At 44.4% G+C, this 13,350-nt stretch carries 8 protein-coding genes; 1 reads left to right on the top strand and 7 read right to left on the bottom strand.

Features of this window, described 5'->3' with window-relative positions:
* The first annotated feature begins 1,194 nt into the window (after nucleotides 1-1,194).
* The gene (locus IM793_RS12850; protein WP_193421934.1) at nucleotides 1,195-1,746 is read left to right on the top strand and encodes a hypothetical protein; all 552 of its coding nucleotides are present in this window, start codon (nucleotides 1,195-1,197) and stop codon (nucleotides 1,744-1,746) included.
* A 555-nt stretch (nucleotides 1,747-2,301) separates the two neighbouring features.
* On the opposite strand, the gene IM793_RS12845 is transcribed toward IM793_RS12850, so the two are convergent.
* The 7 genes from IM793_RS12845 to IM793_RS12815 all read right to left on the bottom strand — a co-directional run bounded on the left by IM793_RS12845 (nucleotide 2,302) and on the right by IM793_RS12815 (nucleotide 12,861).
* Nucleotides 2,302-3,024 (bottom strand): alpha/beta hydrolase, encoded by a 723-nt coding sequence (locus tag IM793_RS12845; protein WP_193421932.1) that lies wholly within the window; start codon nucleotides 3,022-3,024, stop codon nucleotides 2,302-2,304.
* Nucleotides 3,025-4,000: 976 nt separating this feature from the next.
* A complete protein-coding gene (gene tnpA / locus IM793_RS12840; RefSeq protein WP_193421930.1) occupies nucleotides 4,001-4,438 on the bottom strand; it encodes an IS200/IS605 family transposase in 438 nt (145 codons plus the stop codon).
* Nucleotides 4,439-4,546: 108 nt separating this feature from the next.
* The gene (locus IM793_RS12835) at nucleotides 4,547-7,786 is read right to left on the bottom strand and encodes an error-prone DNA polymerase (protein WP_193421928.1); all 3,240 of its coding nucleotides are present in this window, start codon (nucleotides 7,784-7,786) and stop codon (nucleotides 4,547-4,549) included.
* A gap of 9 nt (nucleotides 7,787-7,795) precedes the next feature.
* Nucleotides 7,796-9,289 carry a DNA polymerase Y family protein gene (locus IM793_RS12830; protein WP_227256240.1) on the bottom strand — a complete coding sequence of 498 codons (1,494 nt, stop codon included), beginning with the start codon at nucleotides 9,287-9,289 and terminating at the stop codon, nucleotides 7,796-7,798.
* Between the two features lie 20 nt (nucleotides 9,290-9,309).
* Nucleotides 9,310-10,047 (bottom strand): ImuA family protein, encoded by a 738-nt coding sequence (locus IM793_RS12825; protein ID WP_193421924.1) that lies wholly within the window; start codon nucleotides 10,045-10,047, stop codon nucleotides 9,310-9,312.
* Between the two features lie 641 nt (nucleotides 10,048-10,688).
* Nucleotides 10,689-11,951, bottom strand: a complete 1,263-nt coding sequence (locus tag IM793_RS12820) for a hypothetical protein (RefSeq protein WP_193421922.1) — start codon at nucleotides 11,949-11,951, stop codon at nucleotides 10,689-10,691.
* 16 nt (nucleotides 11,952-11,967) lie between these two features.
* The gene (locus tag IM793_RS12815) at nucleotides 11,968-12,861 is read right to left on the bottom strand and encodes a trypsin-like serine protease (RefSeq protein WP_193421920.1); all 894 of its coding nucleotides are present in this window, start codon (nucleotides 12,859-12,861) and stop codon (nucleotides 11,968-11,970) included.
* Nucleotides 12,862-13,350 lie beyond the last annotated feature (489 nt).

The raw sequence follows: 13,350 nt of genomic DNA, 5'->3' as shown, positions 1-13,350 counted from the left end.
GAAAATAATGTTTTTAACAGTCACATTGATTTTTTTGTGGTAGGGGCAGGCTTTTCTCAGGAAAATGTCTGGACGAAACAGTGTAAAATTTCTGAGGTGATCGATTTTGAAAGGAAGCTTAATCCGGATGCAAAATTTCTTTCTTACTATGTATCGCTTCTAAAGAGTACGATCCTCTTGAAGACCGTTATCAGACTGTGAATCCTGTTATTGTGCAGTGTAAGGCGGTTGGTGCGCTCCCGGTTTATGCCTACTGTGTGAACACAACTCTGTTAATTTCCATTCATTTTTAGCACATTTGTCCAGGTCGATCGTCATGCTGAATTTATTTTACAAGTAGAAGTAGTGTTTTCAATCGCCTTGTAGCTACTACGTGGTCAGCATCTTTCCAGCTAATAAAAGACATTTATTTTAAAAAAAAATTAATTGTGCAAACATTGTCTTTTCCGCTCTATGCCGCGGCGGCATGGTACTTTGGAGCGCCAAAGTACCCAAAACGCTTTGTCAATCCAGCAATGGGCCCTTTACACAATCTCACGCACATCAAAAAAACAGCGGCACTTTGTTTTGTGTTCAATTCCCCTTTGAACTTTTAATTCAGTACTTACGAACACAAAACCACTGCGTTTAGGTTTGGCAGTACTACTTATTCTTTCCTACAACTGTTTTTTTGATTTCTCTGGCCCTTGGTATTGACGGCGTTCTTCGGTTAAAACATGTGTATTATTAAAGCAAGTCAGCATACTGCATAAAAACCCATACATCAAAAATGTGTCCACACGATAGGGGTTTATGCAGAATATTTTTATACGGCAAATGATTCGCTACTGCGCCTGGTCGCATCTGTTTCCTTATACGTTAGTGAAGATTTTATTTGGTTGTATTTATTTAGGTGCTTAATGTCCATTTCACCACGGTAACCAACGGTTTTACCACGCTAATCCTCGGGGTTTAATGGCGTGCCTAATTGATCCTCTTACAATGAAGCGCAAACATTTCGGGTCTCACGCCCTTGCAGGTTACAGGACTCATGGTTAAAATATCTTTTGTAAACCCATTCCAGACTTCCGACCCTGGACTGATCAACCGGCCAGGCACTTAAATGAGCTTGTATTTTATATGGTAAAAACTCAAAAACGGCTCAATCTTTGCTCCAACCGAAGCTTAAATTTAATAAGGAAAACCATTCAGATCATGAACAATTTACAAGCACTATCCCAAAAATCAAGATTCGCTATTTTAGTCCTCCTCACTCTTTTTGTCTCCGCCTGCTCCGAAACCCCTGAACGTTTCTTCGACATCGCCATCCTGAACACCAATATGATCAACGATTTTGCCAGCGAAGATCTGGCCCGTCATATTAACGATGAAACTAAAGAATATCCTGATATTCCATCCAGTAAAAAGAAGGGTGACGAAGCTGCAGTTAGCCTCAATAACAAAATATTATACCTAGAACAATCGCTCGAAAAAGTGAAAAAACTTTCAGCTTCAGGAGAAGAAGAAAAAGAAATTAAAGCCCTTTCCCAGCAATTATATGAGCTCGTTATCCCTGTTTATAAAAACGAATATCTTACTTACGCTAAATTGTGCGATAGTAAAGGCAGCCAAAGTGCCAAAGATGAAATTATTAACAGCATCGACCAGAAATATGGCGCCCGTTTTGAGCAAAACTTTAATGCCTTAATGGAAAAAGGAAAGGCTTATGCGCAAAAAAACAACATCCAGGTAAACTGGGGCCAATAAAATAAGAGCCTGTTTAAAAAATAAATAAAATTAATTCGTATGTCAGTCTGAGGGATAATTTATTATATAAAAATCAATATGATTGACAGATAAAATTTAATTAGGTAATATCCCTCGAGAAATCGTCATTCCCAACTTGATTGGGAATCTTAAAACGCTTGCATTAAGATTCCCGCATGCGCGAGAATGACGACCGAACTAGTGGGTTCTGTCAATGGTAGCGTAGTCGAAGACCCTTTCAACGCATTAATAAAAGCAATCCATTACGCTTAGCGTGACAGCAAAGTGCTTTGTAATATTTAATATAAAAATTTAAACAGGCTCTAAGTAATGGTTTAAATCAGGTGCGATGCATTTGGGTTAAACCATGGCTTATCTTACAAACCATGAAGATTTTGTGAAGTTGCATCTATTTCGGTGCTTAATGTGCATTTCACCACGGTAACCAACAGTTTCACCACGTTAATGCCGGGGTTTAAAAAAATAAAAGAGAATATCACACCTATGAATAAACTGATTCCTGTTATCATACCATTTAAAGCCTTAGCTGAAGATTTAAGAATCAAGGTATTTTGATGCAATGTCATCAAAGGCCAGCGCTAAACTTTCAGGCTGACTCAACATTACCGTATGTCCCGATTCGATTGAAATTACTTCCGCATTAAGATAAGAAGCAATTTCTGATTGTTTTTCCGGACTGAGTGTACCCTTATCCTTTAACAATCGTATATATGTAGCAGATCTTTTAGGTGTAGCGCTAAAATTGATTTTCTCCAGAAGTATAGGTGGCTCCGGGTGAATACAAGAAATGACCTTAGCAGTCATTGCAGTATCGAGGTCGTTACACATCTTTTTTTTGACGTACTGTTCCATATGCTTAGGATCAATTTTAACGTTTAATTTCTCCAGTAATAAACCAAAATAAAAGTTTAATCTGTCAGAAAACTTAAATGTAGAAAGCGAATTCTTTCCGTTCTTAGGTATCGGACTTCCTATATAAACCTGATGCACGATCCTGTCGGGAAGCATTTGCGTAATTTGAGGAATCAAAAGTCCTCCCATAGAATGCCCTGCAAGAATTATTTTTTTTGCCGGTAGCTCTTCGATCTGAGCAGATACATATCGGGCACATGCTAAGATGGTTAATTTTTTTAAATCGATACCGGGTGGAATCCTTTCTGCGGCAAACGCCGGGCATTTCATTTTATCAATCACACCTTGCCATATCTCAGGATTAAGCGATCCACCGTAAAGCAAAACAAAACAAATATTTTTCATTATCTGGTTTTTTAATTGAAATTTTATTGATAGCATTATGGTTCGATTTCCCGAATAATGCAATTTTTTAAAAATATCTCTGCTGAAAATGCAAAAGCCAAATATAGATTTTTTTCTATTTTCTTAAAAAATCAGTTTCTTTAATGCCGGGCATGGAAGATATTGCCTGATCTTAGTTTTTATCCCTCCTAACCTGGAGCCGTAAAGATTTTTTTGCCGTCAGCCAAAACATTTTGATAAATTTTACCAACGGCAGCTTAATTATGATTTGGCATCATATCCAAAAAGTAACGAAGAACCTCTTTTAGGTATTCAGTAAACCCGACCAATTAAAGTGCGGATGATCAGCTTTTTATTTGGCTTTACTAACTTCTTTATTAGTTTTTGCGGTACGATCTGTGCAATGGGGCAAAATATCAGGTTCCGATATTGTGAAAATCGTGTCCAAGGGGTTATGGTTAATGTTTGTGGTTGCTTAAGGAAAAAGAGGATAAAGAAGGACTTTGAGAATTTATCTGGTGGAAGGATAGGGGGGCAATGTCATTATCTAAACCATTCACACACGTTAAATAATTTAACCACAGATAAAAAGGATGCACCCAGATGTAAAATCTGTGTTTATCTGTGGTTAAAAACCTTAAATAATGACATTGGGATAGGGGCTTGTGAGAGCAGCCGATTTTGGTTCTAAAAAAAAGGGATAACCAAATTAATGGTTACCCCCAATCTAAATTAACGCGCTCAGGCTTTCGCCGGATGTAGGACTCTCACCCCCTACATTGCAATTATACGCAAAAATCTATTGTTTGGTTTTTTCTTTCTATAAATATGAAAAATACCTGTTTACCCAATAGCTATTCTGATTTCGGGCTGCGTAAAAGGAATTCGCTGCGTGAGCGCTTCACTATTTATTGGTCACATTCGTTAGTTAAAACTATGCACTTTAGTGCAAGACTTTCAGTTTCTAAAAATTTCATCATTCTAGTATAATGACATCACTATCATTATTTTCTGGTGCTCTGTGATGCTCCAAGTATTGTTGAACCATTTCGTCCGTTATATTTCCCGTGCTCCAGGCACCATATCCGATAGCCCAAAAATGTCTTCCCCAATACCTTTTGCTAATATGTGGGAACTCTTCTTGGATACGTCTTGATGTCCTCCCTTTAAGTTTTTTAACTATATCACTTATTGTTTTGCTGGGCAGGTATTCTATATGCAGGTGTACGTGGTCCGAACTTACGACGCCAGATAATATAACTACATCTTCCGCTTCGCAAATTTGCTTTATCAAAGTTCTGCATCTAATCTTTAACTCCCCCTCAAGAACTTTGTATCGATACTTTGTAACCCAGACAATGTGTGCTGTAAGTCTGGAAACAGTATGTCCATTATGTCTTTGTTTGTTCTCCACAAGTTAAAATTACGTTTTTGCACCTTGAGGAAAGAATTCCATTCTTTCTTTACCCAAACCTATGCACTTTCAGTGCATAGTGGTTTAGTTTACGGTTCTTGTCCGATTTTATTTAAAATTCCTGCCTACATGAAAAGCATCTTTAGCTTCCTTGTTTACCTCTTCCTGTACCTGCGATCGTTTATTTTGTGCCGGGTAAGGCGCAGTTTTTTCATCACTTCGCGATAAGGTCAATATAGGCAGATCATCCGCCTCACGCTGCAATAACTTGCCCAGCATTTTGGTAAAATCAAAACACTTGCTCACAATCACATGCACCACCTGACCTTCACGTTGCAAACGCCCTTCTACCATCAACAGCCGTGAATGCAGAATCTCCTTACGGTAAGTCTCAAAAAGCTTTTCAAATACCACCAGATTAGAATAACCCGTTTCATCTTCAATCGTGATAAAACATACCCCGCCGGCGGTACCCGGTCGTTGCCGTACCAGCACCAATCCTGCAACTTTTACCAGTTGCCCCTCAGTTGCCTCATGGTTAATTGCATGGCAGGAACGGATGCGTAACATATCTAACTGATCCCGTACAAAACTTACCGGATGCGCCTTTAAGGATAATCCAACCGTAGCATAATCCTGTACAACATGTTCACCTTTTCCCATCAGTGGCAATTCTACCTGTGTTTCCAGGGCTGTTTCAGAGGGTTGGCCCTTAAACAGTTCTGTTGGCATGTCCTGCAAAGCAGAAACTTCCCATAGTGCTTTTCTACGGTCAAGCCCCATCGACCGGAAAGCATCTGCATCGGCCAGGCGTTCGAGCGTAGCAAGTGAAACACCTGCATCTCTAAGTCCGGTAATATTGCGGTAACCATTGCCCCGGCACGAAACCAAAACTTCCATTTCTTCTTCTCTGATGCCTTTAATCTGGCGAAACCCCAATCTGATTGCAAAATACCTGGCCATTTTTTCCTCCAAAATGTTATTCCAGGAAGAATAATTTACATCCACCTCCCGTACTTCAACACCGTGTTTCTGCGCATCGATCACAATTTGTGCAGGCTGGTAAAACCCCATGGGCATACTGTTTAGTAAAGCAGCCGCAAAGGCATCAGGATAATAGTGCTTTAACCAGCAAGATACATATACCAGTAGTGCAAAACTCGCTGCATGGCTTTCCGGAAAGCCATAGCTGCCAAATCCCTCTAACTGCTTAAAAATCCTTTTGGCAAAATCCAAAGAATAACCTTTGGCCAGCATCCCGTTAACGAGTTTCTCTTCATACTGGTTTACCAGCCCCTTAAATTTAAAAGTGGCCATGCTTCGCCTCAAGCCATCTGCTTCAGCAGGGGTAAAGCCTGCCGCCACAATGGCAATCTTCATGGCCTGTTCCTGGAACAGCGGTACCCCCAACGTCCGGCCTAATATTTCTTCCAGTTCGGGCGAAGGGTACACCACCGGCTCTTCGCCATTCCGCCTGCGTAAATACGGGTGCACCATATCACCCTGTATGGGTCCGGGCCTTACAATGGCCACCTCTATCACCAGGTCGTAAAAACACTTTGGCCGTAACCTGGGCAACATCGACATCTGGGCACGGCTTTCAATCTGGAATACCCCTAAAGTATCGGCTACACTGATCATGTTATACACCTCAGGATCATCCTCCGGAATATTGGCCAAAGTAAGTTCTCTGCCATAATGCTCCCGGCATAAATCAAATGCCTTGCGGATACAGGTTAACATCCCCAAAGCCAGAACGTCCACTTTTAAAAAGCCCAAAACATCAATATCATCTTTATTCCATTCAATGTTGGTTCGGTTTTCCATCCGGGCATTCAAAATAGGGCAGAGGTCGGTTAACTTACCCTGCGTTACCACAAATCCCCCGGTATGTTGTCCTAACTGCCTGGGGAATCCCATCATCTGCGCGGTTAGCTCTAGTGTCTTTTTCAGGTGCGGGTCGTCCGGGTTCAGTCCCTGTTCAACTACGCGTTTACCCTCAAACCATTCGTTGGTATATTCCCACAACGAGCCCGAAAGCCTGTTGATCGTATCTACCGATAAACCCATTGCCTTACCCACATCTCGCACCGCACCCTTTTGGTGCTGCTGGGTAACCGTGGCCACAATGGCCGCCCGGTCTCGCCCGTACTTGTTATAGATATACTGGATAATTTCTTCCCTGCGTTCGTGTTCAAAATCAACATCAATATCGGGTGGTTCGTTACGGTCAGATGAAATAAAGCGCTCAAAAAGCAGCTCAAACTTCATGGGGTTTACCGAAGTAATGCCTAAACAATAACAGATGGCCGAATTGGCCGCAGAACCACGTCCCTGGCATAAAATGCCCCGGCTGCGGGCTTCCCGTACAATGTCTTCCACAAAAAGGAAATAGTTGGCGTAATCCATCTTTTTAACGAATTCCATTTCATAGCGTACGGTATTCACCACTTTTTCAGGGATCACCTCACCATACAACGCATGCGCCCCTTTCCAGGTCAGGTATTCCAGCTCCTCCAGTGGCGGTCTGCCACTTTTGTTAATTTCTTCGGGATAAACGTATTTCAGCTCATCAAGCGAAAAAGTACAGGCTTCAGCAATAGCCAGCGTATTTTTTATCGCCTCAGGGTACCGTCTAAAAAGCCGTTTCATTTCATCTACGGGCTTCATGTAGCGTTCGGCATTCTGGTGCAGCCTGAATCCGGCTTCCTCAATCGTGCACTTTTCACGCACGCAGGTTAATACATCCTGTAGTTCCCTGCGCGAAGCATCATGGTAATGTACATCACCTGTTGCTACCACCTTAAGCCCATACCTCGAAGAAAGCTGTGCAATCCTGAAGATCAGTTTATCATCATTCCCTGAATAAGTTCTTGTGGCGCCTGCATAAAGCTGGTTGCCCAAAGCCTCGCGGTATTCTGCTACCGCAGCAATAAAACTATCCTCAAAAGCAAACTGCCTGTTCAAAACACCAGGCATTACTATCGTAAAAATTAATCCCTTCGAATGTGCATACACATCTGCACGAGAGAGATGGCATGAACCTTTTTCTGCCCGTATATTGCCCAAAGTAAGCAGTGCAGATAATCGCCCGTAAGCTTCCCGGTCAGTCGGGTAAGCGAGTAAACTCGGGCCATCCAGTAAATCAAGCCTGCAGGCCGGAATAATCGAAATGTCTTTTTCCCGCGCTGCGGCATGTGCACGTACAATACCTGCCAATGTATTCCGGTCGGTAATGGCAATCTTTTCATAACCAAAAGCAGCTGCCTGCTCTACCAGTTCGTGCGGGTGCGATGCCCCGCGCAGAAAGCTAAAATTAGAAGTTACCTGTAACTCACTATATCCCATAAATATTTTTTAGGCAAAAAATCCATGTATAAACCATTTAAACTGCTTTTCACTGTCATAATGTCCCGATCTGAACAACCAGTACCTGCGACCCTGTTCATCCTCAACCTGGTAATAATCACGGTGTTCTCCCTCATCCAGCCACCACTCGCGCTCAATCCGCTCGGGGCCATCTGCTTTTACCACCTGGTGCTGAACGCCCTTATATATAAAAAACCTTGGCGGATGATCGGGGATAAGCGCCATTACTTCAATTGGGGCAGGGGCATGGAGCAACTCGGTTGGCCTGGGCATATCTAAACGCCAATCGGCAGCCGGCTTTTCAGTAAGCAAAAAAGTGTTTTTTACCGATCGCTCCGGCCAGTAATGTGTAGCAGGCAGGTAGCGGTGAATCACCTGCGGGCCAACCTTTCCGGCCACCCGGTCCAGTAACCTGATCACGCTCTGGTCATCCAATCCGGGTTTTGCGGTCCAGATGGCTTCCTGCTCCGGTGTTACATCATCTACTTTAGGTACGTCTAAAATAAACAGCTCTATCCCCAGGCCCGGGCGCAGCTGGTCTATCTTCAGCTTAAAAAGCTTTAGTAAATGGCTTACACTATGGCTTGCTGCATTGGTGCCGATAGCGATCTGTACCAATTGCCCATCCAACCGGTAACCCGTTAAAATACCTTTACGAAGGCCTTTACCCTCTGCCTGCAGTTTAGCGCAAAGACGCTCCAATAACTTTGCAATCGCAATCTCAATCGCCGTACGTGTTCTTATCGGTTCTAAACAGGGCAATCTTTCCTGGAAAGCCACCGGCACCTGCACAGGTATCAAAGTTTCCTGTTCGGTGCCAAGCGCCTGGGCCAGGCGCAATAAAAACCCTTCACCAAAACGCCTGCGCAAAACAGACCGTGGCATCCCGATAAAACTCTTGATCTGGTAAAACCCAAGCTTGCGCAGTTTAGCCAGTACCGTTTCTTCTAACCGCAAAGCTTCTGGTACTAAAGGGAGTAAAGCCTCTGCATGTGTACCGCTTGCCACCAAAGGTGTAACTTTTCCAAACCTCGATACTGCCCAGGCAGCACCAGGCGTATCGGCAATGGCTAGCCTTACGGTATAACCCTTACTTTTTAACCTCGAAACAATTTCTTTTATATACTCGCACTCGCCGCCCCAAAGGTGCGGACAGCCGCTTACCTCTAACAGCAATCCATCCTTTCCAAATTCATCTATAGCAACAATAGGCGCGTAGCGGATACACCATTCTGCAAGTCCGCGTAATAGTTTTTCACACCTGTCTGGCTTATCATCAAGCATCTCCAAACCCGGGCAGATTGCTCTGGCATCTGCTGCACGCATGCCCTGCTCAATTCCGGCTTCTGCTGCCAAATAGCTTACCGCCGTGATCATCATCCTGCCATGATCGGGCGCCGCAAATACAAAGGGAACTGCTGAGAGTTCAGGACGGCGGATCAGCTGCCAATCGGCCAAAAGCCGGCGAAACCATATAGACATAAAACGCCTTTGCATATCTTTTACCCGATCTGTCTGTTTTCATCTGTGCTCCAGCCATCTTGCTGCAATACCCGTTTTACTTCTAAAAAGCCTGTGTCAGCCCATTCCATTATCCAGCTCCCTGGCAACCCGTTTCTTACTTTCAGCAGGTTTACCTGCCAGCGCGGAAAACCAAGGCCTGGCATGCCTTCTTCCAAAACACTCGGCAAAGGGCTAATCTGCCAACGGGCAGTAGCAATGGTACTAGCCATCCTTCGCGCATCTTTGCGCAGGATAAATCCGGTAACGCCACTTTCTTCTACTGCAAGTTGCAATCTTCTCGATTCGATGATGCTCAAGGCATCAACCTCAGCCACCACAGCAGCTAAGCCTTCACATCGCAATGCTTCCTCCATAATCCAGAGGGCATCCTTTTCGGTGCTCACATCCATAAAAATGATCCGTTCAGGCGCTACATTAAAAGCACTGAGCGCTGCAGGGAACAAACGCCTGGCCGTACTAATCCATACGCAGGCCGCTCCATCTTTCATTAAAGCAGCAAGCAGCCCGGCAATAAAACCATCGCTGGCAGCGGCATCTTCAGGGAAAATAGTAATAAACTCGTGAATAGCCCGTTTTGGAAATACCCCGCCAGGAAAAGCATCTTCAATCGCACCAAGGCCAATCCGCTCCGCGCATGCCGCAGAAGCGGGCTGTAAACCCTGCCACATCAGGATATCCTGTTGCAGTTTGCGTACCAATTCGCTTTTCGTTTCCATCTTAATCACTAAAATTATTAGCTATTTTAATCTGCTAGTATCATTTAATAACAAACATAATACTAAAAATGTTAGTAAAAAATGAAATGTGGAAAAGATTGTTATTTTGGTGGAGAATTAAGATAAGAGAAGGTTACGAGACGTCCAGAAATACGGTTTACATCTTTCTCATTCCTATAATAATGAATTTCATCCGAATAAAAATATAAGCTTCTAATGCCGCTTTCCTAAATTAAGCCTGGTCATCCCCTTTCCAATGCCAAAGACGAATCGGATAACCGTGTCCCCATGCAAATTACCGAGCGCAATATCTTGCTTCTGGATGATACTGCTTATCCTAAACAGAAGAACCTATTGTAAATGGCATTTTGGTGCAAGGGGTATTTAGCCCTATAAATGCTATTGCAATGATGCCGATGCCGGATGCTTCGAGGGGAATGCACGATATACCGTCACGCCGAAAGATTTTTTGTATCGATCCGCCACAAGGCAGAAGCAAAGAGGGCAGGGGAAGCCAACGTGATAAAAAAACAATCCGGCAGCGAGGAATAGTAATTAAAAAAATAAAAGCCGCTGGCCCATGATGGACCAGAGGCTTCTTTCCTGATGTATACTTGACTTCAGCCGCGATACCGCACCCGCTACTTCCTTGTGGAGGTGAGGTTATAGGTTAGTCCGATAAAAAAGCTGGATTTCAAGCGCTCATAGGTCGGAATGGCCGTCGAAGCTGCGGGAAGATAATGGCCCTGGGCATCCTGCTTGACCTGGTCTGAGAGCAGTTTGGATTTGGCCCATGCCCAGCCTCCGATAATACCGATCATCTTTTCCCGGCCTAGCAGAAAGCCTCCTCCGACAAGGTACCTGGTCTTTCCGTCAAAGGGCGAGACCGAAAGGCCGATGCCTGGTCCGAAGCGCACAACCGGGGTGAACTTGTAATAGAGCTGACCGAAAGCGCCCACCGACACGTCCGACACCATGGGCCTGTCATGAAGTACCGCCATGTTCCCGTCAGCACGGGCCTGCAGGTAATACGGCTTTTCTGAGATCGCCTCACTGTAGATGAAGCCCGTGGAAAAACTCAGCCCGAATCCGCCGAAATTATACAGCGTCTCGGTCGCCTTATACAGGGTATCCTTCGCATAACTGTCAAAAAGGATCATCCTGAGCTCAGTGAGGTCCTTTTCTGATTTAAAAGGCTTTGTGGTGATCGAGCCTTTGGCTTTCTCCGAGCGGATCAGGTAACGGGCAAATGAGAGGTAATCATTTTTCTTTAGGTCATCCGCCCTAGCGCTCGCGATGGCAAGGTTCTTCACCAGCTCAGGATCATAACGCCTGGAATTTGCAACAGCACCCTGGAGTGATTCGGCCACCGCATTGAGCAGATAAATATCAGCGCTGACCAGCTCTAGCAGTTTGGGGCCGACCCCCGAAGCGTAGGTGTTTTGCAATGGTGTGTTCACCTTTGACTGGAAAAGCGATGCAGAAAGTGGCGCATGCTCTGAGTTTTCGTAAAGCGCATCGGCAATTATTTTCAGATCAATGAGTCTCTGCATCCTGACCTGCAGATCGGCCTCCATGGCCTTTGTATCCATATTTGCCGACCTTAAACTCCCCGAAAGACCGGAGAGCAATGGCTTAAGTGCCTCCGGCAGGGGCGAATACAGCTCGAAAGACTTTGCCTCAAGCTTGAACTGGTGATGAGCGGTGTTGATCCCGGAAAGGGTCACCACATACTGTTCCCCTTTTCTGATGCCTTTCTTCAAGGCTTTCACCTCCATCTCATCCTGCGCATTGAGGATAATCGGGAGGGTATTGGATGTCTGGCACATCGCCTCCGGGGCAATTACCGCGGAAAGGGGTATGCTAAGTAAAAAAGTCAGCTGTTTAATGTATCGGGTTCTCATGAAGCTCATATTTAGGTTAACTGTATTTTTTGATGGTATCAGTAATGAAATTGAGATGGCTGTCCACCCGGCTGTAAATCCCACCGTCCCCGCAATCTGACATCGAGTCTAGCGAAGATCTGGAGGTTGTTCCGGCCAGCTTGAGTTTTCCCCCAACATTGATATAGGCCGGTCCACCGCTGTCACCCGTGCAGGAATCATAACCATCCCCGCCGGCAACGAACTCAATATCAGACTCGTATCCATACAGGTATTCCTGCTGCTGGAGATCTTGGGTGGGGGAGGTACGGATACTTTTGATGGGAACGCTGACCTCCCGCTTGATCCCGAAACCTATCGTGCCCAGCGGATCGGTATTGCCGAATCCCACCAGCCTTACTTCTACTGCCCCGTTGAGCTCCGTACGGCTGGCCAGCTCAATAGGTACCGTCTTAGCTGCATGATCGAGCATCAGCACGGTCAGATCATTGAAATGCGTGTTTACATTATAGCCAGGGTGGAGAACTGCCTTTTTCACCCCGATCCGTTCAGCCTTGGAAAGGCTGTCGATCCTTGTGGTCTTCAGGGCAACCTCATATGTTGCCCCCGGAACAAAACAATGCCCGGCGGTCAGTACTGCGTTAGGGGCAATGAGGATTCCCGTGCATGTCCAATGAAAGGAGCTGCCCTGCCGATACCCCACCAGACAGCACTCAGGATAGACGCCCTCGGGTACTTCTTTTCCGCCGATGATCCAGTTCAGTTTTTTCAGCATAACGCCACTCTGCGCATTTTCCTGAAATCCCGAAGATTTCTCCTGCATTTCCAAAAGCACATTGGCTAGTGCGGTATACTTTCTGCTCAGCGCACGGAAGGCCGCCTCCGAATCAAATTCATGATTGGAACAGCCGCATTTTTTTTTAGAGCTCATAGTTGTATATTTTAATAGTGAAATTGGATGAAAAAAACCGATAAAACAATACTTAATTCTGGGTATTATACTGATCGTGAATTTGTTACGGAGAGGGAAAGATCCGGATTATTCCTACCGGGCAGGTGCCTTTGCTTTCTTTAAAAAGATAATGCACATTAAAAACAACAACCTATATGAAAATGATACTGTATGCCACCGTTTGTAATGGACTAATGCGCTCATGAAATACCAAAACTTCTATACAAATCCAATAATTGGGATAATATCGAGCAACATACCCACTGTTGATAAGTTTTACCCAACGTAAAACACTAAAGAGCCGAATATTAAAACAGAAAAAAGAGAGGTTGCACAAAAGACTTTGAAAATCACTGCTAGCTTCAAGTCTACAAAATTTAAAGAATTTAATCAATGGTTTAAAAAAGAAGAATTTAATTTAGGTTGCCATATTGCGGCATAACGAATGAAGACAGTCTTAGGCTTTAT

It is taken from the genome of Pedobacter sp. MR2016-19, assembly GCF_014947265.1.
GTDB lineage: Bacteria > Bacteroidota > Bacteroidia > Sphingobacteriales > Sphingobacteriaceae > Pedobacter.
This window is presented reverse-complemented; position numbering and strand designations above follow the sequence as displayed.